The sequence below is a fragment of the Catenibacillus scindens genome (assembly GCF_014202115.1).
GTDB lineage: Bacteria > Bacillota > Clostridia > Lachnospirales > Lachnospiraceae > Catenibacillus > Catenibacillus scindens.
The window spans coordinates 1-25,575 of record NZ_JACHFW010000010.1; the positions used below are offsets into that span (position 1 = coordinate 1).

The following is a 25,575-nucleotide window of genomic DNA, read 5'->3' on the forward strand; positions in this document are numbered from 1 at the left end:
AATGACACCAAATAACCCCCGCATCTGACCTTTTGATCCCAGCGCTACGACCAGAATACTGCCTAAAACAGAGGCCAATCCCATGACACTCTCTGAAGCGCCATAATGAGCTGCCGACAGTCCAAGGACGGTTCGCACCAGATAAGGGAATCCCACCACAGCAGTTCCCGCCACAAACAAACTCACCGCCGCGGCTAAAAGTAAAAGCTTTAAAATTTCGGGCTGTTCCCGGCGCAGAAAATGGAGGCTCATCAAAAAATCATCTCTGATCGCTGCGCCCATTTCTGATTTAGAATCTGCTTTCTGAGCATTAAGATGAATAAAGCATTCAAAGAAAGCTGTCATAAAAAAACACAGTACTGCAGCATAAAATACAGGTCTGATGCCAAAGACTGTATAAAAAACACTGCCTAAAAAGGGCGTAACTAAAGAGGCTATGGAGGCTACCTGATTGACCACCGCGTTTCCCTTGACGATATTTTCCCCGGAAAGCATTTGGGGGATACATGCCTGTACTGTAGGCGACTCAAAGGCGCCAAAAACTGACAGTAACATAAGCAGGACCCCAACGACAAAAATCTTATGTTCCAGCGCCATGGCAAAGCTGGCGATTAGCACCGTCCCGCCGGATAGCGCGTCCAGAGCCACCATAATATTGCGCCGGTTTACGCGGTCAGCCAGGATACCGCCAAAAGGTGAGAGAAAAATTGTGGGAAGCATGGCCAGGGACAGCAAACCCGCAAATACTGAGGCCGATCCGGTTTGCTCCAACACGTACATGGACAGGGCAAATTTAAGTGTATTATTTCCCAAAAGGGAACTAGCCTGTCCTAAGATCAAAAAGGTAAAATTGGCAGTAAAAAGCTTTTCCTTCCTTCGCTTTTCTGGAATCTTTTGCTCTGACATTGATCACACCTCCATTTTCCCTATCTGATAAAACAAATGTTTTACGGCCGCTATTGCTGCTGCGGCTAATACTACTGACAGAATAAAAAGGGCCTGCCGGAAGGCAAAAACGGCGGAAAGCATCTGACACAATAAAGTTGCCGTGATAACTGACGCTACAATAGTAGCAGAGACAGATTTTTTCAAAAATCCTATCCACAGGGAAACTATCGCTACTGCGCCTGCAATCAAAGAATGACACAGCAGGGATAAGAATATCCATAACACCCTCTCCCATGAAAATGTGCCTGAACCTATGGGAAACAGACTTTCGGTCACGAAAAAGATAATTTCTGTAGCAGCGCTCCACACTAACATAGCGAAAAGTGTATAGAAAAATACAAGGCACAGTTTCGCGCCAAGAATCATTTCACGTCTTATTGGATAAGAAAAGAGCAAAACAGCCCTCTCACCAGCGTATTCTTCCACGACAAACCGGGCCCCCATAACGGCTCCCATAATAGAAAATATAGCCATGGACAGCAGATGCTCCAGATTAAAAAGAAAATCATAGGAAGCAAACAGTTCAATATCCGTGTCTGTGGGATCAATCCACGGGATAGCTGCCATGAAATATAAAAAGCCTAGCATCGTTATGCCCCCAATGGATGCCGCCCTATGATAAGTTGTCAGACGGCATCTTTTAATTTCTAAAGTAATCAGACGTATCACTTCTTTCCCCTCCCTCCATAATTTCAATGAGAAAATCTTCCATATCATCCTTGTGGATTTCCCGGAGTTTATCTGTGTCCATCTCCAGAGCCAGACGTCCATCCACAATCACACCGATTCTGTCCGCCACCTGCCCCACTTCCGATAAAAGGTGACTGGACAGCAAAATGGTCACACCTTCCTCTCTGGCGAGCTGGCAAAAAAGCATACGCATCTGGCGCATTCCTCCAGGGTCAAGGCCATTAACCGGCTCATCTAAAATCAGTACTTCAGGTCTGTGGATCACGGCCCTGGCGATAGCCAATCTCTGTCTCATGCCGAGAGAAAACTCTCTCACCGGCTGCGGACCTGGAGCGGGCAGGCCCACACGCTTTAACATCGGATCAATCTCAATATCTTCCAATCCCATATAGGCCAGATGAATCCTCAGATTTTCAACCGCAGATAAATGTTCATAAAATGTTGGAGCGCCGATCAGACTTCCGGTGTGACGCAAGATTTCACAATTATCTTTTAAACTATCCATGCCTAAAACTGACGCAATCCCGGAGTTTGGCCTTAAAAAACCAAGAAGTAGTTTAAACAGAGTTGTCTTACCCGCCCCATTTTTTCCCAGCAGACCATAGATTGAACCCCGCTCCACGGAAAGACAGAACTCTCTGATGACTTCTTTCCTGGAAAACGATTTTGTCAAGTTGTCTGTAAAAATGGCAGTTTTTTTCATTGTTTCTTTCATTGCATCCTCCTTTTAATACCGTACGTTGGTATGTATAATCTCAAATAAAAGCGGTATTTTTATAATACCGTCCGAACGAATGTATGTTTTTAAAAAAGAATCCTACTTTGCAGGATTCTCCGTCTGCGGCAAACTGCGCCGGAGACACGTCCGCCTCCGCCGCAGTGCGATCTCCACAGAGCATTATTTTTTCTTTTGATCCGATGGCATCTCATCTGGCATTTTTTCAAAAAATTCTTCCACCAACTGGTAAATAGAATCATCCATCAGAGGTACGCCCATCTTTTCCAGCATTTCTCCAATAAAGCGAAACTTATGTTTCATGCCTTCCTTATCTGTGGGAAAAACTGAAGGCAACAGCCACAGACTGGTGAGCAGAGGCATAAGTTCGGCAATCTCCTTAACATACTCCGTATGAACAGAGCCATCCTTATTCCCTTCCTCAAGCAACGCCTCATAATATGGTGTCAAAACATTCAGGTTGGACTGAATCATCTCCACCAGCAGTCTGGGATTCCTTGTCAGGGGGATGGATTGGATAACCATGCTGGTACGGTCATCATCAGACTGATTTAAGCGTATCGCCTCCTGCAATTTCTGAAGGCCATTAAGATCCTTTCGATTTTTGACTTTCTCAAATGGGTTGTTTGCCGCAAACATACGGTCTCCCACCGCGTCCATAATCTCCTCTTTCGATTTAAAATGATGATAAACAGCCCCTTTAGACAAGCCATCCAGGTGATCCACAATATCCTGGATCGTTGTGTTATCATAGCCTTTCTCCAGAAACAGCCGCTGTGCCGTATCAAGAATCTTCTCAACAGTTAATTCCGGATATTTGTTCCTGGCCATGATTCGCCCTCCTTCTTCGATTTAGGACTCTTAGAGCCCTGACTTGGATTTTTATCGACTTTAACCAATAAATACATTCGTTTGGTATGTATTCATTATAGATGTGTACATTCTGTTTGTCAAGATACATTCCTCTAGTAATTATTTTTCCTTTAAAGAATCGCAATGAAACTTCATTTCCACTAAAAATCCCCCCTCATTTCCTGGCCTAAAGGACAGGATGCCATGATGGGCCAAGACGATCTGCCGGACAATCAGTAGTCCGAGTCCGTGGCGCGGCTCTTCCGTCCCGTCATCGCTCATCATATAATGGGGCGTATTTTGCAGCCGCTCCATCTGGGCATCGGAAATCCCAACACCGTTATCTGCCACACAAATACTGCAAATATCCTGATCTTTTCTGACCTTCACTGCAATGGCGCACCCGTCAGGATTGTGGGACTGGACGTTATTGAGCAGATTGTTCAGAGCCCGGCTCAGCAGATTTTTATCCCCCCGGATGATACAAGGCGGCATATCCTCATCCATCTCCCATGTCAGGGGATACTTGCCGTCCAGATCTGTATTCATAAAATCAACAGCGCACTGTCTGGCTATCCCAACCAGATTTACAGTTTCCAGGCAAAGAGGCTGCATATTGTACTCCAGCTTAGAAGAAAGGTTCAGATCATTGATGAGATTTTTTATTTTTAGACTCTGCTGGCAGATAATCGCGGCTTTGTGCCGGTCCTTTTCTGACAGGGACATACTTTCCTCAAGCTGGCTGGCATAACCCATGACCATGGAAAGAGGTGTGCGGATATCGTGGGAAACTCCGGAAATCCAGTTGGCCCTGGCCCTCTCCTTTTTCTTTAATTCCCGATCCTGGCGCATCAGTTTTTCACAACTGCGGTTTAACGCCGCCGCCAGATCGGACCACAGTCCTTTTTCTTTGACATAGATTTCTTTTCCTGCAGGCAAATCCTCAATGGCCGCCACAATAGGCTTCACCGATTTTAACACCCCGGAGGTTGACGCGAAATAAATAAAAAGAATGGCCAGGCAGTTCACCGCCAAAAACAGCAAAACAAGTTTCGGCGCGTTGGCGATAAGCTGATAATCAAATGCCGGCCACATATGCTTCCAATAGACGTCCTTTGGGTAACCCATAAAAATCAGATCATCGCCGTAGGAAGCCGTTGTTGTGGGATAATCTTCAATATAGCCCCGGGTGCAGTAGGAAATCTGTGCCACTGAATAATGGAGGGGTACTTCTCCGGGAAGATTGTCGCTGTGCCAGATGACGTCTCCAGTTTTATCTTCCACAAGTATTGCCCAGGCGCTGGTTTCCTCCAAAATTTTGGTGCCATTCTCTGAAAGGGTAAAAGTGCCGTCCGAATTTTTTATGAGCGCGTCACCAAGCTCATTGGCCCGCGTCCATCCGCCGAAGTTTGGCTCAGCCTGTGTAAAAACAAAAATTAAGAGCGCAACATTTAAAATAAACAGTCCGATCAGAGACAGCAGCAGGATTTTTACAAACCGGCGGATCAGTCTGAACGTACTTTTCATCCTCTATCCCTCCAGTACAAGTTTATATCCAAGCCCCTTGACTGTGATCAGCGACACCGGCCGGGAAGGTTTTTTTTCAATTTTTTCACGGATACGGCGGATATGGGCCATGAGACTGTTTTCATAGCCGAATGGGTTATCTCCCCAGGCTGCCTCGCATAGCTGGTCAATGGTGACGATCCGCCCGGCGCTGCGGTAAAGGGCCTGAAGGATCTCATATTCTTTTGCCGTTAGGGGAAGATGTTTTCCGTCTCTGATGACTTCTGCCCTGGAAAAATCAATCATGCTTCCGGCAAGATGTACCAGAGGATTTTCCTCCTTATAATAGCGCCGCAGGATAATACCGATCCGCAGCAGCAATTCTTTTGGCAAAAAAGGTTTCACCATATAATCGTCAGCCCCAAGGCCAAGACCGTAAAGCCGGTCCTCATCTTCCCCCTTTGCTGTCAGAAAAAGCACCGGGATATTGGTGAACTCCCGTATTTTTTCAAACAGAGAAAATCCATCTCCATCAGGGAGCATAACATCCAAAACAGCCATATCCGGCTGCCACTGCCTGGCGGCATCAAGAGCGCTTTGGACGCTGTCGGCAGTCTTTACCTGGCTGTAGCCATCTTCTCTGAGAAAATCCGAAATCATATCTAAAAGAGCCTTCTCATCATCCACAAGAAGTATTTTCTTATCTTTGAAATAATATTGCTCCATACTCTTACCTCCTGATCTTTATTTTACCACACAATCCCCTTTCTGACTGCAAGTGTCTTCAAATGTAAAGTAAATGTAAGGTTCGCAGAAGGACAGCGCAAGGTTGGCGTTTTATACTGATGGCATAAAGAGAAAGGAGTTTAATGGAATATGAATATGATTGAAACAAGAAATCTGACCAAAACCTATGGGGATTTTACCGCTGTCTCCCACTTAAATATGCATATACAAAAAAGACGGGTCTACGGATTTTTAGGCCCCAACGGGGCAGGAAAATCTACCACAATGAAAATGTTCCTCGGCCTTACACGGCCCACAGAGGGCCAGTTTTATATTGACGGCAAAACCTACCCCAAAGACAGAATGTCTATTTTAAAAGAAATTGGTTCATTTATTGAATCTCCTGCCTTTTACGGCAATCTCACCGGCGAGGAAAACCTTGAGATCATCCAAAAACTTCTCGGCCTGCCAAAAGGCAGCGTTTCTGACGCGCTGGAACTGGTGGGGCTTGGCCCCTTCCGTAAACGCCTGGCAAAAAAATATTCTCTTGGCATGAAACAGCGGCTGGGCCTGGCCGGCGCCCTCATCGGCCATCCTCCCATTCTTTTACTTGATGAGCCAACCAACGGCCTTGACCCGGCAGGTATCCATGAAATCCGGACACTGATCCGATCCCTTCCCCGGCAATATGACTGCACTGTCCTTGTCTCCTCCCATCTGCTGCCCGAAGTTGAGCTGATGGCTGATGATATCGGGATTCTCAACCACGGACGACTGCTCTTTGAGGGGACGCTGGATGACTTAAAAGCCAGCGCCAGAAACGCAGGTTTTCCCACAGATAACCTGGAAGATACCTTTCTTGCCATGATCGACGCGGATAATCAAAGGGGAGGCCGGTAAAATGACACTTTCACTGGAAATAAAAAAACTGAAACGAACCGGATATTTCCCCGCCTTTATCGGCGCCGGGTTTATAGCGTCGGCCTTTCCTGTGATCAATATGCTGGCCCGCGCCCAGACCTTTACCGCCCTTTCAGGCGATCCGCTGACCATCCTCATGGACGCCAACTGGCAAATGATGGCCATGATCAATATTCTTATCTGCGTCTGCGGCTCCTGTATCATGTACCACACAGAATACGCGGACAATGGCTTACAGAAAATGGATGTGCTTCCTGTCCGGTCAGGCGCTCTGTTTATCACAAAATTTGTGATCACCGCCCTAATCCTTGCCATCATCATCGTCATGGAAACGGCTGTTCTCGCCGGGTGCGCTCTTCACTGGTTTCCCGGCCGGGGATTAAGTCTGTGGGAGCTTCTAAAAACTGCCGGTTTCCAATGGCTGATCACTCTGCCCACAGTGATGATGATGCTTGTCATAGCGTCGGCCTGGAAAAATATGTGGATATCCCTTGGCATCGGCGTCATCCTGGTATTTGCCCTCTCCATTTTACCCCAGGATCTCCTGATTTTAAATCTCTGTCCCTTTAGCTCTCCTTATCAGACGTATGCCATGGCCGTCCAAAATGATCGCGTTTCTCTGTTTTTAATCCTCTGCCCTGTGGAAACCCCAGGTTTAGGGCTGCTGGAAATGTTTTACCAGAAAATCAGGAGGTGTGTCCAATGAGTTTTTTATCTTTAACAACTGTGGAACTTAAAAAAATCCGCCGCTCCTGGATCATGCTGATCCTGCTCATCCCGGTGGTCATTATGTGGATTCCCAGCGTTATCTACGGGGATATGAATTTTGACACCCGGGGGATTCCCATTACTCCAGAAAATAACTTCTTTATTCAGGGCTTTATGGGTATGGTATGGTTCATGATCCCCGCCACTCTGGTCATAGGCACGGTACTTCTCACACAGACCGAGCGCTCCAACAACGGGATTCTGAAAATGCTCTCCCTGCCTGTCAGTACCGCAAAGCTTTGCTTGACCAAATTTATGGTGCTGATCCTGCTATCCTTTGTCCAGATGGTCATGACCGTGGCCGCCTACTACATATGCGCAGCTATAGCTTCCTCCATGCTGGATTACAATTTTTTCCTGGAGCCTCTGTATGTGTTCCGGGTCGCTTTAAGCATTTACGCCGGGGCTATTCCCACGGCGGCGGTCTTTTGGATGATCGCCATCCTGATCCATACGCCGGTCTTTGCCGCAGGTATCGGTCTGGCCTCCATCGTCCCATCCGTTTTATTGATCAACACAAAGATCTGGTTTGCCTATCCTATGAGCTATCCCTTTTACCTGCTCATGGTGGAATACGGGCGCTGCGCCGACGGCATTTATACCAGTGAGATTGACTGGCTGCCCTGGCTTCCAACCGCCGTTTTGATCACTGTCCTCGCCCTTGGGATCGCCTGCATAAGGTTTGGCTCTGTCCAAAAAAGATAATTTTGACGAAAGGAGTTTTATTATGAAAGATAAAATCTGTACTGCTATTTCCGCTGTTATGCTGTTTATTCCGTGGACCATCCTTCCCCTGCGTTCCTTTGACTGGGCTCTGAAATCCCCTGTGGCACAGATCATGATCTGCGGATACGCTGCCTTTATGATCTTCTCCGGTGTCTTTTCTATCCTCGCCTACACTAAAGGCAAGGTAAAAAATAAAGGTATGCAGGTCTGCACAGTCATCAATTGCGTTTACGCTGTCGGAGGAGCCGCTGCTCTTTGCATGGTCATTGCCGGGCGTTTCTAAAAAACAGTCAGGAGGAAATATTATGTTTTTAAAAAAATACCGGATTTTTGCCGCACTGGCCTTATGCCTGATCCTGTCCTGTACCGGCTGCAGCAAAGATCTCATTTTAGACGGCTACAATAACTTACTTCATTTTACAAGTCAATTTGCTTTAACCCCCAAGAAGAATCTTCAGGGCGAAAAGACTGAAGGCTCGGACACTTACACCGGTTCCTATACCGCCAACTATGAAAATTTTTCCGGCACGGAATATCTCTTTGGCGGAACCGGCCTTATACGAGAAAAGGGGAATGACCTGACCGTAACCTATAAACTGAAAGCCGATTCCGGCTCAGTCAGACTTTACCAGACCAGAGGAACTGATGAACAACTTATCGCAGACACTTCGGCCAGCGACACATATATCCTCTCCCTCACCAGCCAGGATAACTACATTGCCATAGAATGTGACGATTTCTGCGGCTCTTTGCAAATTTCTGTAAAATAGCTGTCATATCAGTTTCTGTGAAAGTTTTCAATATACCAAAAAAATCCACCAGCGCTTTGGGGACATCCGCCTCATTCTCGACGCAGGTACTCAGAAAAATAGTGGCACATCCATCCTCCAGACGTTCTCTATTTTCGCGGCAGATGTTACGATAAGTGTATCTGTACAGCGGTGTTTTTGACAAGGGAAAATCACAGAATTCTTTTATTCCTCCTGTAAATTTATTATCCCCCGGAAGGATGGGAATGTACAGAAGATTTAAGATGAACTTTCCTATATATACTCTGACTATCGAGAATACAGGAGGATTGGGGGTTGTTTCCATGACAGACATACTTGACGGTTTTGTTTATAAGAGTTATCACGATATTACCGGTAGCTTATCCCCCAAATTTATGCTATACTTATTCAAAAAGCAGTAAACAAATTATATTGAGGAGACTACGCATGAAGAAGTTGTTTATTATCGGCGGTACTATGGGAATCGGGAAAAGTACCGTAAGTCAAATCTTAAAGCAAAATCTGCCTAACAGCGTATTTCTCGACGGAGATTGGTGTTGGGATTCCAGCCCGTTTCAAGTTACCGCTGAAACACAAGAGATGGTCATTAAAAATATTTGCGCGGTACTAAACAACTTTCTCAAATGCTCCGTGTATGAGAATGTTATTTTTTGCTGGGTTATGCACGAACAAGCCATTATTGATACAATCATTTCTGGTCTGGACACCGCAAACAGTCGCATTATTGCTGTTTCGCTGCTTTGTTCAGAACAAGAACTTACTCAACGCTTACAAAAGGATGTAACGGCAGGTATTCGTACTTCTGATATAATTGAGCGGAGCGTACAGCGTATTCCCCTTTATCAGAAATTAAACACAATCAAAGTGAACACATCTGGAAAAAGCGCCGCGGAAGTGGCTCAAGAGATTGCCGCGCTATAAGAATACCCCCACGGCCACGCTCCCCGGCGTGGCCGCTTTCTCCAATCAGCCCCATAATAACACTGCGGGGAAGTGAAAAGCTTACTTTGTCAAGAAAAAATCGCCATAGTCTTTCGATAATTCTCGAATTTCCAAAATATTATCGCTCATCATTCATCCTCCTGATACATTCCAGCCATCTCCCTTCAAATTAAATATTCGTACACGGCTATATTCAGTTTTCCAACCGCCAGCCGGCGCTCTGCTGCTGCAGTTTTACCATCCGGCAAAAAAGGCCGTCTTTAGCCATCAGTTCTGCCGGTGAACCTTCCTCCGCCACACGACCGTCAGAAAGGACGACAATCTTATCTGCCGCCTCCACCGTACGCATACGGTGAGCAATGACCAGCACTGTCTTGCCGGCCAGCAGGCGGGACAGGGCCCCCTGAACCTTTGTTTCATTTTCTACATCAAGACTTGCCGTAGCCTCGTCAAGCAGTACAATGGGCGCATCCTTTAAAAGAGCCCGGGCAATTGAAATGCGCTGCCGTTCACCGCCGGAAAGTCTGGCGCCGTTTTCACCAATGGGTGTATTGTAGCCCTCTGGCAGTCTGCGGACAAATTCATCACAATTGGCGGCTTTTGCCGCGGCCAGCACCTCCTCATCCGTCGCGCCGTGCCGGCCAAGACGGATATTTGCCATAACTGTGTCATCAAAAAGGACAACATCCTGGAAAACCATAGAATAGTCACTGAGCAGCACTTCCGGATCCACGGTAGAAATATCGACGCCGCCTACTTTTATGGAACCTCTGGTAACATCCCACAATCTGGCGGCAAGGCGGGCGCATGTGCTTTTTCCTGAGCCGGAAGGCCCTACCAGCGCTGTGATTTCTCCCTCTTTGGCAGTAAAACTTACGTCTCGCAGAACATCCTTTTTATCATAGGCAAATGCAACATGGTCAAAAACAATATCGTGTCCGTCGGGTTTGAAGTTTTGAGTACCTTCTGCGATAGGTGTATCATAAATTTCATTCATCCGGTTTGCCGATACCTGGGATATAAACATCTCTGCGATCAACGCCAGGCTCTGGTCAAAGGGAGCATAAACCCGGGTGATGACCAGCAAAAACAGAAACAACAGCATAAAATCAATGTGGCCTGAAAGGATCAGATTGGCCCCGACAAGGATTGTGGTGGCCACCCCCATACGCATGACTACGCTGGCAGCATTGACAAACAGTCCGGTGGACAGTTCCCCCTTGATCATCACTTTTTCATGTTCATCAATTTTTTCATACAGCCCTGCAAGATACCGCTCCTCCTGGTTTGTGGCCCGGATCTCCCGCACATTCTCCAGCGCTTCCTGGATACCGTCAGACACCCGCACAGCAGCTTTTTTCGTCTGTCTGGAAGCCTGGTCAGCCAGTCTCCGGCTTCCGAACAAAAGGCCGAAGGCCACCGGCACGCCCCACAGGCAGGCCAGAGCCAGTCTCCAGTCATATACTAACAGGCATACGGCAATAATAGCTGTGGAAATATAGGCGCCGTAGAGATATCCCAACACATGGCTCCACACATGCTCCATACGGTTGACATCCCCCATAAGAGTTTCTGTAAGATCAGCCAGATCACGTTTTCCAAAATATCCTAAAGGCAGTTTTCTTAGCTGTTCCGCCAGACTTAATCGTGTCGCTTTAATTTCATTATAAACCAGACCATAGGTAGCTTTGTATTGCTGCATATGGGTCACAAAGGAAAGAATCACAAACACGGCTACAAGGCCGATAAACAGCAAAGCCCCTGGAAGCGGGTTCCCATCTGTGAGCGTTCCCATAAAGCCGGACATCATCAGGTACAGGATGGAAACGCCGCCCATCACGACCAGATTAACTACCACCGTCCAGAAAGCACCCTTTTTTGTATTTCGGACGCCCTGATCCGTCAGAGCATATTTTCGCTGAAAATTTTTCCCAAACATTTACTCCGCCTCCTTTTCACTGGCAAGTTTCCACTGAGCCGCTTGATTATAATCCGCCCACATCCGGGCATACAGTCCTCCCGCGGCTGTCAGCTCAGCATGGGTTCCCGCCTCGGCGACCCGTCCCTCTTTCAGGACGATGATTTTATCCGCGCCTACAACAGTAGACAACCGGTGGGCGATCATAATAACCGTACGCCCTTTAGTAAGGGTAGCAAAGGCTTTCTGGATCAGCACCTCGTTCTCTGGATCAGCAAACGCGGTGGCCTCATCAAGAACCACAATGGGAGCATCCTTTAAAATCGCCCGGGCCAGGGCAATGCGCTGCTGCTCACCGCCGGAAAGATAAGTTCCTTCCGTACCGATCTGAGTATCCATCCCCTCCGGCAATTTCTCCAGGATGTCCTGGCACTGAGCAGCCTTCAAGGCCTCCAATACCTGATCTCTTGTCGCGCCTGGTCTGGCAGCCCGGACATTCTCTAAAACTGATGCCTTAAACAGACGGCTGTTCTGAAAAACAAAGGCTACCTGATCCATAAGTACATGGGGATCAATCTGACGCACATCCACACCGCCCACTTCCACCGAGCCTGAACTTGCATCCCAAAATCTGGGAATCAGGCTGGCAGCCGTTGTCTTTCCCCCACCGGACGGCCCCACAAGAGCCACCGTCTGTCCAGAAAAAGCTGTAAAAGAAACATGGGAAAGGGCTGGATTTTGCCCGCCATCATATGTAAAACTTACATCTTTAAATTCAACCTTGTTGCCATGAGGCCTCTGAGGATTTTTTGGTACTTTCAGGGTGGGAGCCTCCATAACCTTGTTGATTCTGCCAAGAGATGTGTGAGCCAGCATGGTTCCCGCCGAGGCAAACATAATTCTTGCCAAAGCTGTGGAAATAATAGCTGAAAAAACGGCATAAAAAGCGAAGTTCGTGACAAATCCCGCAAAATTTCCGCCTGCCAGGGCACCGGGAGCCAGGAACAAAGCCGCAGGCACAAGAAACACGAAAGCGCCTTCGGTGAAAGTCAGATTGACTGACTGAGGGCCCCGGCACACATCCGCCTGATAATGCTCCGCTTTAGAACTGTAGTCCTCGATGGCCTGCTGAAATGCCTTGAAGGAATAAACTGTCTGTTGGAAAATTTTCACAACAGGAATCCCCCGGACATACTCTGTTCCCGCCTTTGTCATACGGTCCTGAGCCGCCTGGTATTCCGCCATCAAAGCGGCATTTTTTCCGCCCATCATGGAAAACATAGCGATCACTGAAATCACTGCGGATAACAGGCATGCAGCGCCCATACGCCAGTCAAAGACAAACATAAGGACAATCATCGCCGTAAATAAAACCACTGTACCCACAATGTCCGCCAGATTGTGCGCCAGAAGAGTCTCCGTATCCGCTGCTGCCGCGTCAAGCCGTCCGCGGATAAGGCCGGATGCGTTGGCATCAAAATAGCCCAACGGAGCTTTCATCACATGGGACACTCCCTGCTTGCGGATATTGGACGCGGTGCGGAAAGCCGCCAGGTGTGTACACATCAGCCCCAGAAAATACAGGACAATACCGCCTGCCGCGAAAACAAAAGCCATCCAGCCATACTGTGGCACATTTTCAGCCCGTGTCCAGTCAGGCGCTACAGCAATCAGGTCCCTGGCCGCCAGCCATATACAGATGTAGGGTATCATAGTCAAAAGCATAGACAGCGCCGACAGGGCCAGTCCAAGAAAAGTGAGCCATTTACGGCTTCCGCCATATTCCAGTAGCTCCCTCACATCGTTCTTCTTTTTCTTTCCATAAAACAACCTCCTCACTAAGTTAGAAATAACTAACTTATATTCAAAAAAGATTATTCCCCCATTAATTTCAGCCAGCCTGCTGTGTAAAAATCCCGAAACTGTGCCACATCCATGTGTGCCTGTTCACAGGGCATATCATGGATTACAATTTCAAAAAGTCCGCTAAACATCCCACTGGCAATAATATGGCAAAGGGAGCGGTCTAATTTGGGAATGTCTCTGCCCAGCCGGCGCAGCACTTCCATATATTTCAGAGTGTATTCCACCTCCATCTCCACCATATTGTGGATAAAGAACTCATAGGACGTTCCTTCCGCCCGACACAGCAGCAGCTTCACCGGCTCACGGTGCTGACAGATATACTCCACCATCCAAGTCACATAGTTGCCAGACTCCACACCCATCTTTCCCGGCTGCTCTTCCTCCGGAAGCTCGGCAAAACGGGTTTGCGCCTCCATAAATTTACCCATTAAAGCGGCAGCATGGGGTTCCACTAAAGAAGCGAACAACGCTTCTTTACTGGAAAAATAGCCGTAAAATGCCCCGGTAGTCACTCCGGCGTTCTTTACGATCTTCCGCAGAGAAGCGCCCAAAAATCCCTTTTCAGAAAATTCTTCCATTGCGGCCTGCTGTATTCTTTCCAGTGTATCTAATCCTTTTTCTTCCATGAAAGCCTCCATATAACAATGTTATATAACAGTGTTATAATAAATCACTCTACAGTATTTGTCAAGGGAGGCCATACCGGCATACCAGCCATTTTATAGGGGTTTTAGGGATAGTGAGAATTTTTTTCAAAATCCAGCAGTGTCTCACAAAGGCGGTAAGGATCAAATGGAAAAGTCAGAGGCCAGCTCCTCATTCTTCGTTTCAGGTTACAATCTCAAACTTACTATAAATCCAATGCATTAATCGCCCTCTGGAGATTGGCCAGAAAAGTTCCCGCGTGGGCTCCGTCCATCTGTGTATGGTGAAATTGAAAAGAAAGAGGCAGATTGTATTTAAACCATTTCTTTCTATATCTTCCCCAGATAATAAAGGGGTTATTAAAAATACCGCTGTTCATTCCAACAGCGCCGTCAATCTCTGTATCTATAACTGCCGATGTGCCGATCACCATATAGTCCCGTGACAAATCTCTATCCCGACAGCTTTCAGCCACTTCTCGGGTGTATTTTAAATATTGCCGGTTAAATACTTTCAAATCAGAGCTATAGGCAATGTCACAAGAACTGACCTCGCCATCTTTATTTTTGACGATCGTATTGACTGCAATTTTGTCATAGACCATAAGTTTATCGCCTACCGGAAGCATATAAAATTCTTTCACACACGAAGCTCCTTTCCCAATACAGTAATCCATAAGCATATTAAACTTTAAGTTTCCTTTTCTGCTTATTCTGACAAGATTGGTCACATCCATGGTCTTAAAAAATGTCACCATGGGATTGGGCGCCTTCATCCAAAGTTCATAGGCCGCTGCCCGGCTTGTGTTTTTCGGATTCACTTCTTTTGCCACAAAAATCACCTCTTTCCCAGGATTTTATCATAATATGTCCGTTCTCTCAAGCAACACATTTAATTGATACGCTCTTTGGGGATAATTATAATATTTAGTAACAATTCTGACGTCTGTAATACTTTTCATATCCGATCTATACTTTTATCGCTCCATCCAAACATTTTTAATATGATCGCTGATTTCCGCGGGGTCCTTCAGACCACTATACCCTTCAAGCAAGAATCATACGCTAATCTTAATAAGAAAAAAACAGAAGCCGCCGAAAAAATGGGGCAGCTCCTGTTTTTTCATATTATCAGCTTTTTATCCTTATCCCGCCAGACCAATAGTGTTCAGCCAACCAGAGACAGCATTTGCAGAGTCTGCCGCTGCACTGCTCCCAAGTCTATCTTTTTTAATATCTTTGCTTTCATTAATATCCTCCTGTTCTTTAAATATTTTTCATTCTCCTTTTTACATAATCCGGTCCACTGCCAGCCCGATCACCAGGGATACTGTGATGACATAGAGAAGGTAAATGACAAATTTTTTTACGCCCAATACGATCTTCAGCGCCCCAAGATTTGTGATTTTCGTTGCCGGTCCGGTAATCATAAAGGCCGCCGCTGACCCCATACTCATACCTGAGATAAGCCACTGCTGCAATAGGGGTACTGTTCCTCCACCGCAGGCATACAGGGGTACTCCGATGGTCGCGGCCAGTAGTACGCCGAAACCTTCCTGTTCGCCGAAAAGTTTTACAAAGGCATCTGCAGGCACATATCGCTGAAACAGAGCGGAAAGAAAAACTCCCAGAAGAAACCATGGCGCAGTGGTCCGTATATTTCTCCCCAAGTTTTTCAGGAAACGCATAACAGGATTGGGATCTATGTCCCTCCCCGATGTCTGGAAAAAACCGGTGAAATCAAAAAAACTTCGATTCTTATAAAAATACCTTACGCAGATCCCTGCTCCCAGACCGCCGGCAAAACAGGAGATAAATCTCACTGCCACAGCCTCCGGGCCAAGGATTCCGCTTGTAATCAGGCGCTGAGGGTTCAAAAGGATGGAAGTCATCATAAAAGCTGCCAGTATATCGTCTCTCATCCCCTTCTGGGAAAAAGACGCAGCGATAGGTATGGTGCCATACATACACAGCGGAGAAGCAATGCCCAGCAGACTGGCAGGGATCAGCCCCAGAACGCCCAGTTTTTTCCCGTCCAGAGACTGAAGTGCGGAATGGATCTTCCCTTTGCCGAACACAGAGATGAGAGAACCGATTGCCATGCCCATCACCCAGTAGAAAAATACCTGCTCCATCTGGATGCTGAAATAATACCATATATAAATAAATTCTCTTCTTATAATATCCATCCGCTCACGCCTTTCCCCATCTTTGTTTACATGGGGCGGAGCCGGTTCCTGCTATACTCCATTCCCGCGCCCTCCACACTTTCAGCCGTCAATATGGATCAGTTCATAGGTTCTGCTTCCAAGGCCGATAGACTCCGCATGTTCCAGTGTGTGCAAACCGTTTCTGGACTCAATCCGCTCTACAAGAGAATTGCCGTCCTCCGCGCCGTAGACCAAATCAATACATGCCTGATCCAGCGCCACCGGGTCGTAAGAGGCGAGAATGCCGATATCATGCATATCCGGCTCTGCCGGACTTCCATCACAGTCACAGTCCACTGAGAGCCGGTTCATTACATTAATATAGAGAATATTTCCATTCAGATAATCTACCACCGATTTTCCGGCTTCCGCCATAGACTCAAGGAAAGCGTCCTGATCTCCGCCCCACATACTGCCACCGGTGCCGCCGCTGTGAATATGGGACTTGCCTTCGGCCGAAGCAATGCCAATGGAAATATTTTTAATAGCGCCGCCGTAGCCTGCCATAGAATGTCCCTTAAAGTGAGAAAGCACGATATAATAATCATAATTGGAGAAATGACTTCCCACATAATTTTCTTCCAGATTTGTTCCGCCGGTAACCGGAAGAGTCATGGAGCCTTCCTCATCCATAATGTCAACATCGGCGATGGCCGTGTACCCGTGATCCTCAGCTACCTGATAATGCATCGCAGTGCTGGCCCGGGAACCGCCGTATGCTGTATTGCATTCCACAATGGTGGGATCATCAAATGACTGTACCAGATCTCCGATCAAGTCCGGCCTAAGATAATTACTGCCCGGCTCCCCGGTGGAAAGCTTAACCGCGATATTTCCCTCCGGTGATGCCTCAAGGGCCTGGTAGACGGCAATCAGACCATCGGAGCTGATATCTGAAATCATATAAACCGCCGGATATCCCGATGTAACGTCTATGCTTTCTGCCTTCTCTCCACTTTCTATACTTTCTCTTCCATCCACACTTTCTGTATTTCCAGCCCCGGAAGTCTCTGCCATCCCATTTTCTGTCTGAACCAAAACCTTGCCGGGCGTCTCCTCTGCAATAGTGTCAGTCCCGCCACAACCGGTCAGTATCCCGGAAAAAGCCATAGCGGCCGCCAATGCCATAGTCACTTTCTTTTTCATAAAGCCACCTCTTTTCAAGTTGTTTTGCCGCCGGGCAGAGATTTTGAACAGCCTGCTCCTGGTTTCTTCCCCTACAATAGATGAAAAAAGAAAAGGCTTTTTCACTTCCCAGCATAATCAAGAGATAACGCTTGATATCCTCCACAGTCACCGTCTCTGCTCAATGATCCGGCCCTGTTCCATAACCATAATACACTCTGAAATGCGCCATGGCTGAACACAATCCCCCCGATATGATCATCGGTGGAATAAACTCATGAAAAATGTTTTTCCATGACAAAATTGGTCAAAAGCACACCCCGGCGCTCCACCTGCTGTTTTCTCACCACATGATAGCCCCGATTTTCAAAAAAGGGCCGGGCAGTAATGGAAGCGGCGACGGTAATGGTTTTGGGACAGACCTTTTCTTCCAGGGCATCGCAGATGGCTGTGGCAATGCCCCTTCCCTGATAATCTTTGTGAATATAAAGCCGGTCAAAATAGCCGGACAGATCCATATCCCCAAACCCTATGATTCTTCCATCTTCCACAGCCACGAGAGTATTATGTTCCAGGAAACTTTTGTTCCACGCCTCAAGATCCACATTCCCTGCAGCCCAGGCGTCCACCTGATCCTTTGTGTAATCCCGGATATTGACGCTGTGGACCGTGTCATAAAAAAGAGCCGCCATTTTCTCCGCATCCCCAGGCTCATATTTTCTAAGCATCATAAAAATAATCTCCTCTGAATAGTTTTCTCCTGTTTATGACCACTCCCGCTCATTTTATCTCTACAGTCTTTGCCCGCGCCGCAGCCACTTACATTTCACCTGCATTATGCTGACTTGAGAGATTTTTTTATATATCGTCAGGGCCGGCTGTCCTCGCTGACAGAGCCTATGACTCTTGCCGGCACGCCGCCGGCGATCATCCCGGCCGGCACATCCTTTGTTACGACTGCCCCGGCGGCAACAATGGCGCCGTCGCCGATAGTCACTCCCGGGAGAATGGTGGCGTTTGACCCAATCCACACATTTTTTCCGATATGGGTCGGCGCGGGGATCAGATCACCTCTGCGGTTCGGATCTTTGTGATGGTTGAGAGTAGCCAGGACAACGTTATGGCCAATGAGGGCTCCATCGCCAATATAAAGTCCTCCCTGATCCTGAACTTTGCATCCGCTGTTAAAAAATACATTTTTTCCGATAAACAGGTTCTTGCCACAGTCTGTAAAAAAGGGAGGAAATACGCTTAGTCCTTCATCCACCGGCCTTCCTGTCAATTTTTCAAAAATCTCCCGGATCTCCTCAGGGGTATGATAATGGCTGTTCAGCTCAGTTGTCAGGCGGATAGCCTCCTGGGAGAGCTGGCACATATATACATGTTCCGGTGAGCCAGCGATAATCGTCCTGCCGCTGTTTAAATGGTCTAAAAACATATCTAAATTCATTGGATCACTCACGGTTCCTTTCTATACTTTACATATTTTTATGGATCGCAAGGCCATGCATTAATAAAGTAGAAACTTACGATCCCAATGCCTTTATATCTTAGTATAATTGGAATACGGCCGCATAGCAAATAGTTATTAATTATACTTATCCATAATCAAATCCTATACTCCGCTGTCTGTAAAGACTTGCCCATTTATTTCAGGGCGCTGCCATCATGAAAGGCGCTGCCCACCCGCTGACCTAAAACATGATAGCCATTATTGGCCGGTTCAAAGGCGATGGGCTGGAACATATTCATGTCCAGTCTCCCTGATTCATCCAGGACACTCTCATCAATACTTACATTGACGATCTGGCCAATAATATTCCCGTCCTCATTGACTTTATCCAGTCGGCACTCCAAGGCTACCGGAAGTTCGTCAATGAGAGGAGCATCGACAAAACTGCTCTTTGTCGTATGAAATCCGGATTTTTCCATTTTTCCGGGATCATTATTGCCGGAAGCCATACCTACATAATCCGAGGGAACTACATGGGCGGCGTCAGCAAAGGCTACGGTAAAGGCGCCTCTGGCTTTAATATTTTTTGTAGTCTTATGTCCTGCGCTCAGGCACAGGACAACCTTGTCGGCGTCATACAGTCCGCCCCAGGCGGCGTTCATGGCGTTGGCGCTGCCGTCCTCATTGTAAGTACCGATGATCAGCACCGGAAGTGGATAAAACCATGATTTTACTCCAAAATTTTTACGCATAATGATCTCTCCTTTTTATTTTCTCAGCAGTCTGCCCGGCCATGTCCAATGACCCCAACTGTTGCAAATGTTCTTTTTTAATATTGTATGTGATACAGAAAAAATACACTGCATAATGTGCGGCCCACTATACCTCTCAGGCATAACAGGTTCGCTGCTCCGCAGGCTGCTGTATCAAAACAGCGCCGGTTCCCTCGGGAATATCGCGGATGATCTCGCCAACCGAAGGCACTTTAATGTGACTTTCGGGAAGAGGATTTTTAATGCTCACCACGGGGGTTGTAATCTCAGCTTCCACATTGCTGCGCTCAAAGGCCAGATCACAGTCCTCCATCTCGCAGTTAATCAGTTTCAGCCCTTTGCAGTAGCACAGAGGCTGTGTACCGATAATCCTGCAGTTTTCAAAAGTAACATTTTCGCAGTACCAGGCCAGGTACTCCCCTTTAACAACACTGTTGCGGACAGTGACATTTTTGGCGTGCCAGAAAGCGTCTTTTGTATCAAAGGTGCAGTTTTCAAAAACTGAATCTTCAATATACTGGAAAGAATATTTGCCTTTCATGCGGACATTGTTAAAATGAAGGCCGTTCGAGCGCATCATAAAATATTCGCTCTCAGCGTCACAATCTTCCATTGTTACATTATGGACAAACCAGCCAAATTCCGGGGAAACAATATGACAATCTTCCATCTTCACATCGGCGCATTCCCGCAGAGCCTTAATGCCGTGAAGCTTTGTATGCTCAATCGTAATATGATCCGAATACCACAGGGCTGCCCGGCAAAGTTCAGTCATCTCGCTATCTTGGATCGTCAGTCCATGGTCGTGCCAGAATGGATATCTGAGATTAAAGAAACTATGCCAGACTTCCACATCCCGGCATTCCTTAAACGCGCTCTCGCCATCTGCCGGACCATCAAAAGCGCAGTTTTTAATAATAATCCCATCGCTGCCATAAAGGGCGCGTTCCTCATCAAACGTCATATCCTGAATTGTTTTCATAACAAAAACCTCCTAAATATCAGTTATTCACATTCTAAAAATAAGTGCGGCAAAAAAATTCTTTTTTTGCCGTATTTATATTATAAGTCAAAACCTGTATTAATTCTAATACTTTAGTTTTATAAAGGCATATGCCTGTCAGGCATAATCAGGAAAATTTAGCGCCCATCTCAGCCATCAGGAATAGAGCGGGCTAAACGCCAAAAACAGACCGATCTAAATGGATCAGTCTGTTAAAAAAGCTCAGGATGACCAGAGGAGTCTGTGCGGTCACACAAAGACAGAGCAAGCCGTAAACACAGTTCCGATAATCCCCACAATAATGGCGGTAATCGTCGTTCCTGTTCCATGTCAATGGTCTGATTTTTCCAGCTTGTTCAGCCAGAGAATATTGCTGCTCAGGTCGGTGAGCCGAACCGATGCCTGCTCAATATTCACGGCGTAAGCTTTTCGCTGCTCCTCTGTCACATAGTCACCTGAGAGAAACTCCGCATAGTTTTTAATGATAGCGACGGGTGGGGTGTTTTCATCTCATATTGAAAAACTATTGACAGTCTTTACTATTCCAATACCTGATAATACCGGTCCACAGTTTCAAGGATGAAATCCATGCCCCGGATTCCCATGAAAGGCAAATGTTCAGCGGTCTGCACATGGCTGACCAGCGGGAAACTGACACACAGCCCTGTGTTAGTGCCGCCGCAAAGATGGAGAGACACATCATCCCCAAAAACGAGATGATACTCAAGACTCTTAAGCCACCGGATCTGCTCTTTTTCAGATGCCGGATGACGAATATCAAGATCCTCTGGTATGTCCGTATTTTTTAATGTATGTGGACAGATACAAAGATCCGGCTTAATCTCAAGCTCCCGGCATATGGAAGAAAAGCCAAGGATCGTATCAAAATCTCCGATAATAGCCGCCGACGGCTGATGGGGCCTGGCAGCATACATACTGGCATACATGCGAAACGTGGCGGCCTGGGATTTTCTGGCATCCAACCAAGTTTTAACCTCCAAAGACATCTCATAGCCCACAGCTTTGGCGGTCTCCTCCAGCCACTTTTGCGTACCTTCGTAGCCGTAGGGCGCCCCGTACACATAGGGAACGCCATATACCTCCCATAAATATCTGGCAGCTTCAAGTGCCTCCCGCCGCAGGACAAGATTGACCTGGGCTGTTCCCATAGCTGAAAGTTGATCCAGAGACGAATGAACTCCTAAAACAGCCCCCCGGGTAAGTCCAAAGGCCCGTCTCATTAAATCTTCAATTTCCCATAAATCCGAAGAGATCCGGTAAGCTCCGGCGGAGGCGCCAAGAACGTTGTAAGTCCCGGGCTTCCTGGTTTCAGATCCTCCCCTGTCTCCTGCCGTTTTTTTATCTGCGGACATTTCATTGGCAGTCAGCTTGTGGGGAACTGACTGGGCTTTGGCTCCGGCTAATTCTCTGACAAGCAACGTATAAATCTTAGAAAGACCCAGAGTATAATCTCCGGAAAAACCGCCGTTTTCTACAGGGATGAGGCGGGCGCTGACCTGGGACTGCATGTATTTACAGACCCCGGCAAGATCTGTGCCGATGACGGACGTCACCGCCGAGGCAATGACAAAAATTACCCTGGGATGATATCCCTCATCAATTTCACATATAGCGTTTTCAAGGCGTGTTACATCCCCCATGATTACATCGTCCTCACTCATGTGAGTTGTAAAAAGATTCTGATCCGGAGAAATTCCCATCTGCGCAAAGAGACTGACACAGTAATGGGTCGTTCCCGCAGGGCCATATTCCAGCACAATCCCATCCTCTACCCCCAGAAGGGTCCACATAATAGCCATCCGGTCTGATGGCACTGGCAAATAACGGCAAAGACTCATCTTATATTCCTCCCTTTTTCAAGTTCTCTGGCAGCCCGGCTCGCCCGCACCAACTCACCGATGCCGGTAATGGCTGTCTCCATACCAAGCATAGGGGAGACAAGATCCATATGGGCAATCTCAATCCCTTTGGCCCGCAGCCGTTCCCCGTATTCATGGCCCAGATAAAGGTTTGGCTTTAAAACATCATAGACATACTGGAGAGGCGCTATGTTGGCAGTCTTTGTCACATAAGGATTATATCTTTCCAAAATAGCCTCCAGCTTTTCATCCCCTTTCTCTGGTATAGCGTTCGTCTGGATCAGAAGCGGTTCCATGCCAATCTTTGTCATAAAAGCATTCAGTTCAAAGCAGTCCACAGGCGTATTCCCATAAATATAAGTGATCCCTCTCAATTCAGATTCCGCCCTGGCCACCGTCTCCGCCGCCTGGACGTACAGCTGCTTTACTTTTTCCGGCAGCGGCAGCTCAAGATAAGTAAAAAGTTGGCCATACAGACTGTAAATGCGCTCTGGATCAATATATTTATCAAACAGCACATAGGGAGTCCCAAAGGCACTCTCCATTTTCTTTGCCAGAGGCAGTCCGATGGGGTTGACTACAATATTTACCCGGGCAGCGGCGGCCTCCCTGATCTCCTCCACAGTCGTCCCGCCGGGGAGTTTCATGCCTATAGAAACACCTGCCCCTTCCAGCACCCGGTACAGCTCTGTTGTGGAGAAATCTCCCATCCTCTGGCCGATAACATTCACTGTTTTTTCGATAGCCCGGGCCTCCATCATGGAAAAGCAGGCAGTAATCGTATCCCGGATTCCCGGCAGATGATTTTCCGTCTTAAAATGTTCTGTGTGAACTGCCATGACGGGAATTCGGTATATGTCCCCAAGGTCTTCCGCCATAGAATCCACATCATCCCCGGTAATCTCCACCACACAGGTCGTGACGATAAAGACAGCTTTGGGACTGTATTCCTCCATAAGCTGGGAAAAAGCATCGTAAAGCTTATCCCTGCACCCAAAAGTAATGTCATGCTGATCCAGTACAACAGACAGGCACCGCCCGTCCAGCCCTCCGAAAGCGCTGTTGCTGATCGTTGTATTTTTTGTGTAATAAGTACATTCATCCGTACCCACAACAAGCAGGATACTGTCCCTGATACCTTTGACCGCCATCATCGCCCCCATAAGAGGGCAATGGGATCCGGGAAATATGGCGCTGGACAATGGCGTCACTTCTTTAATATTTTTAACGTCTGCCAGGCGTTTCATCCGCCCAATAAGCTTATCTCCGTCCAAATCAATACCTCCAATTCAAATGTTGTCATCCCAGTTCTCCAAAGGCGATCACTGGTTTTGTCCGCCCGGGAATATGGACGATCGTGCCGCTAACATGATACACTTCCCGGAGCATTTTGCTGGTAATCACCTCGCAGGGCGGGCCTTCACTGTATTTTTTGCCATCTTTAATAACAACGATGTGATCGCTGACCTCCAGAGCGTGGGATAGGTCATGAAGAACCATGACAACCCCTACCCCCGTCTCCTGATTCAACTTTTTTACCATGCGCATTGTCTCAAGCTGATGGCCAATATCCAGATAGGTGGTAGGTTCATCGAGAAACAAGATTTCCGGCTGCTGAGTCAAAACTGTGGCAATCCACACCCGCTGAGTTTCCCCTCCAGAAATTTCATGGATGGATTTATCCCGCAAATGATAGGTACCCGTAGCCTTTAAGGCATTCTCAACAATTCGCTCATCCTCCGGCGTCAGTCTTGAAAACAATCCCTGGTAAGGCATGCGGCCATAGCCCACCAGCTCTTTGACCCGAAAGTCCGCCGGAGCGGAGTGAATCTGGGGCAGCACTCCCACTCTGCGGGCCAGCTCCTTTGGGCCGAAATCCCGAAGATCACGGCCGTCGATGGATACTGTGCCTTTCTGGTACCGCAAAAGCCGGGTCAGAGATTTTAATACTGTAGATTTTCCTGAACCATTGGGGCCGATAATACTTGTAATCTTATTCTTTGAAATACAGATGTCCAGATCATCCACAACGACATGATCGCCATAGCCGATCTGCAAATGCTCTCCTTTAACTCCCATTAAATTTCCCCCGCTTTCTGAGCATATAAAGAAAGAATGGACCGCCGGCTACAGACATGACAATCCCCACAGGGATTTCCAGCCCGGGAATGATGGTTCTTCCCACAGTGTCCGCAAGCAACAGCGTAACTCCGCCTAAAAGTATGGATGTGGGAAGAAGTACTTTATAATCCGAACCGATCAGCATCCGGGCAATATGGGGAACGACCAGACCTACAAAACCGATCATTCCCGCCACAGATACTGTAGATGCCGCCAGGAAGGCGGATACCGCCGACAGACAAATGCGGCTGGCATTGACACGGATACCCAGGTTTTTAGCCATCTCATCTCCCAGTTGGAGGGCGTTGGCGTGGCGGATACACAAAAGGGACAATCCCAGACCGACAACAGCATAGACGGCCATGGTCCGTACATGGACCCAGGACATTCCTGAAAGACTTCCGTTCATAAAGGACAGTACCCCGGAAAGGTTATCGGAATTTAATAGCTGGAGCAGGGAATTATAGCCGCTGAGTACAGAATTAATAGCCACTCCAGACAAAATAATGCGCACCGGGTCCACACCCCCTTTCCACGCCATGATATAGATCAAAACGCATGCCAGGGACGCTCCCACAAAGGCGAACAGCGGCAGGGAAAGGGAAAGGTTTGGGAAAATCAACAGCACTGTGATGGCCGCCGTTCCCGCCCCCGCAGACACGCCGATGGTTCCCGGATCTGCCAGGGGATTGCGCATAACTGCCTGGAGCAAAGCCCCACCTGCGGCCAGGGCCGCTCCGATAAGTATAGCCAGGATCACTCTCGGAAGGCGAAGGCTTAAAACAACCACACGGGTGGTGGCATCTGTGTCAAGAAAAATAGCGGACAAAATTTCCCTAAAAGAATATCCGGCGCTGCCAATGGCCATGGACGCCACAGCCAGAACCGCCAAAAGGGCGATAAGAATAGTCCACACCATACTTACTTTAAGAATGCCCACGCTTCCCTGATTTTTTTTCAATGGTTTTGCTGACAT

The 25,575-nt window shown here is 47.5% G+C and carries 26 protein-coding genes; 6 read left to right on the forward strand and 20 right to left on the reverse strand.

The window, feature by feature from the left end:
- The 6 genes from HNP82_RS11665 to HNP82_RS11690 all read right to left on the reverse strand — a co-directional run.
- Window positions 1-906: MFS transporter (locus HNP82_RS11665; protein ID WP_183774952.1), on the reverse strand; the 906-nt coding region annotated here is incomplete at its 3' end.
- Between the two features lie 3 nt (window positions 907-909).
- Window positions 910-1,422, reverse strand: coding sequence for a hypothetical protein (locus HNP82_RS11670; protein ID WP_183774955.1), 513 nt, complete (start codon window positions 1,420-1,422; stop codon window positions 910-912).
- A 166-nt stretch (window positions 1,423-1,588) separates the two neighbouring features.
- Window positions 1,589-2,353 (reverse strand): ABC transporter ATP-binding protein, encoded by a 765-nt coding sequence (locus HNP82_RS11675; protein ID WP_183774958.1) that lies wholly within the window; start codon window positions 2,351-2,353, stop codon window positions 1,589-1,591.
- A 183-nt stretch (window positions 2,354-2,536) separates the two neighbouring features.
- Window positions 2,537-3,205 carry a TetR/AcrR family transcriptional regulator gene (locus HNP82_RS11680; protein ID WP_183774961.1) on the reverse strand — a complete coding sequence of 223 codons (669 nt, stop codon included), beginning with the start codon at window positions 3,203-3,205 and terminating at the stop codon, window positions 2,537-2,539.
- 141 nt (window positions 3,206-3,346) lie between these two features.
- The gene (locus HNP82_RS11685; protein ID WP_183774964.1) at window positions 3,347-4,753 is read right to left on the reverse strand and encodes a sensor histidine kinase; all 1,407 of its coding nucleotides are present in this window, start codon (window positions 4,751-4,753) and stop codon (window positions 3,347-3,349) included.
- 3 nt (window positions 4,754-4,756) lie between these two features.
- Window positions 4,757-5,458, reverse strand: coding sequence for a response regulator transcription factor (locus tag HNP82_RS11690; protein ID WP_183774967.1), 702 nt, complete (start codon window positions 5,456-5,458; stop codon window positions 4,757-4,759).
- A 150-nt stretch (window positions 5,459-5,608) separates the two neighbouring features.
- Here HNP82_RS11690 and HNP82_RS11695 point away from each other — a divergent pair, with 150 nt between their 5' ends.
- The 6 genes from HNP82_RS11695 (at window position 5,609) to HNP82_RS11720 (ending at window position 9,585) form a co-directional block, all read left to right on the forward strand.
- A complete protein-coding gene (locus tag HNP82_RS11695) occupies window positions 5,609-6,358 on the forward strand; it encodes an ABC transporter ATP-binding protein (protein ID WP_183774970.1) in 750 nt (249 codons plus the stop codon).
- A 1-nt stretch (window position 6,359) separates the two neighbouring features.
- Window positions 6,360-7,085 carry an ABC transporter permease gene (locus HNP82_RS11700; protein WP_183774973.1) on the forward strand — a complete coding sequence of 242 codons (726 nt, stop codon included), beginning with the start codon at window positions 6,360-6,362 and terminating at the stop codon, window positions 7,083-7,085.
- The gene (locus tag HNP82_RS11705; protein ID WP_183774976.1) at window positions 7,082-7,852 is read left to right on the forward strand and encodes an ABC transporter permease; all 771 of its coding nucleotides are present in this window, start codon (window positions 7,082-7,084) and stop codon (window positions 7,850-7,852) included. The genes HNP82_RS11700 and HNP82_RS11705 overlap by 4 nt, the downstream gene beginning before the upstream one ends.
- A 22-nt stretch (window positions 7,853-7,874) precedes the next feature.
- On the forward strand, window positions 7,875-8,156 hold the full coding sequence (locus HNP82_RS11710) for a hypothetical protein (RefSeq protein WP_183774979.1): 282 nt from the start codon (window positions 7,875-7,877) through the stop codon (window positions 8,154-8,156).
- A gap of 22 nt (window positions 8,157-8,178) precedes the next feature.
- Window positions 8,179-8,643, forward strand: coding sequence for a hypothetical protein (locus HNP82_RS11715; protein WP_183774982.1), 465 nt, complete (start codon window positions 8,179-8,181; stop codon window positions 8,641-8,643).
- Between the two features lie 447 nt (window positions 8,644-9,090).
- The gene (locus HNP82_RS11720) at window positions 9,091-9,585 is read left to right on the forward strand and encodes an AAA family ATPase (protein WP_183774984.1); all 495 of its coding nucleotides are present in this window, start codon (window positions 9,091-9,093) and stop codon (window positions 9,583-9,585) included.
- A gap of 214 nt (window positions 9,586-9,799) precedes the next feature.
- On the opposite strand, the gene HNP82_RS11725 is transcribed toward HNP82_RS11720, so the two are convergent.
- The 14 genes from HNP82_RS11725 to HNP82_RS11790 form a co-directional block, all read right to left on the reverse strand.
- A complete protein-coding gene (locus tag HNP82_RS11725) occupies window positions 9,800-11,545 on the reverse strand; it encodes an ABC transporter ATP-binding protein (RefSeq protein ID WP_183774987.1) in 1,746 nt (581 codons plus the stop codon).
- Window positions 11,546-13,354 (reverse strand): ABC transporter ATP-binding protein, encoded by a 1,809-nt coding sequence (locus tag HNP82_RS11730; protein WP_183774989.1) that lies wholly within the window; start codon window positions 13,352-13,354, stop codon window positions 11,546-11,548.
- Between the two features lie 44 nt (window positions 13,355-13,398).
- Window positions 13,399-14,016, reverse strand: a complete 618-nt coding sequence (locus HNP82_RS11735) for a TetR/AcrR family transcriptional regulator (protein ID WP_183774991.1) — start codon at window positions 14,014-14,016, stop codon at window positions 13,399-13,401.
- 224 nt (window positions 14,017-14,240) lie between these two features.
- Window positions 14,241-14,867, reverse strand: a complete 627-nt coding sequence (locus HNP82_RS11740) for a CatA-like O-acetyltransferase, family 2 (RefSeq protein ID WP_183774993.1) — start codon at window positions 14,865-14,867, stop codon at window positions 14,241-14,243.
- A 456-nt stretch (window positions 14,868-15,323) separates the two neighbouring features.
- Window positions 15,324-16,223 carry a permease gene (locus HNP82_RS11745; RefSeq protein ID WP_183774995.1) on the reverse strand — a complete coding sequence of 300 codons (900 nt, stop codon included), beginning with the start codon at window positions 16,221-16,223 and terminating at the stop codon, window positions 15,324-15,326.
- An 81-nt stretch (window positions 16,224-16,304) separates the two neighbouring features.
- Window positions 16,305-17,147, reverse strand: a complete 843-nt coding sequence (locus tag HNP82_RS11750) for a DUF362 domain-containing protein (RefSeq protein ID WP_334298282.1) — start codon at window positions 17,145-17,147, stop codon at window positions 16,305-16,307.
- Window positions 17,148-17,644: 497 nt separating this feature from the next.
- A complete protein-coding gene (locus tag HNP82_RS11755; RefSeq protein WP_183775000.1) occupies window positions 17,645-18,100 on the reverse strand; it encodes a GNAT family N-acetyltransferase in 456 nt (151 codons plus the stop codon).
- A gap of 137 nt (window positions 18,101-18,237) precedes the next feature.
- Entirely contained in the window at window positions 18,238-18,819 is a 582-nt protein-coding gene (locus tag HNP82_RS11760; protein ID WP_183775003.1) for a sugar O-acetyltransferase, read from the reverse strand.
- A gap of 197 nt (window positions 18,820-19,016) precedes the next feature.
- The gene (locus HNP82_RS11765; RefSeq protein WP_183775006.1) at window positions 19,017-19,574 is read right to left on the reverse strand and encodes a flavin reductase family protein; all 558 of its coding nucleotides are present in this window, start codon (window positions 19,572-19,574) and stop codon (window positions 19,017-19,019) included.
- 136 nt (window positions 19,575-19,710) lie between these two features.
- The gene (locus HNP82_RS11770; RefSeq protein ID WP_183775011.1) at window positions 19,711-20,577 is read right to left on the reverse strand and encodes a DUF3737 family protein; all 867 of its coding nucleotides are present in this window, start codon (window positions 20,575-20,577) and stop codon (window positions 19,711-19,713) included.
- A gap of 560 nt (window positions 20,578-21,137) precedes the next feature.
- Entirely contained in the window at window positions 21,138-22,457 is a 1,320-nt protein-coding gene (locus HNP82_RS11775) for a nitrogenase component 1 (RefSeq protein ID WP_183775014.1), read from the reverse strand.
- The gene (locus tag HNP82_RS11780) at window positions 22,454-23,752 is read right to left on the reverse strand and encodes a nitrogenase component 1 (RefSeq protein ID WP_183775017.1); all 1,299 of its coding nucleotides are present in this window, start codon (window positions 23,750-23,752) and stop codon (window positions 22,454-22,456) included. The genes HNP82_RS11775 and HNP82_RS11780 overlap by 4 nt, the downstream gene beginning before the upstream one ends.
- A 25-nt stretch (window positions 23,753-23,777) precedes the next feature.
- Window positions 23,778-24,557, reverse strand: a complete 780-nt coding sequence (locus HNP82_RS11785) for an ABC transporter ATP-binding protein (RefSeq protein WP_183775021.1) — start codon at window positions 24,555-24,557, stop codon at window positions 23,778-23,780.
- Complete coding sequence (locus HNP82_RS11790; protein WP_183775023.1) at window positions 24,547-25,575, reverse strand: FecCD family ABC transporter permease; 1,029 nt, start codon at window positions 25,573-25,575, stop codon at window positions 24,547-24,549. The genes HNP82_RS11785 and HNP82_RS11790 overlap by 11 nt, the downstream gene beginning before the upstream one ends.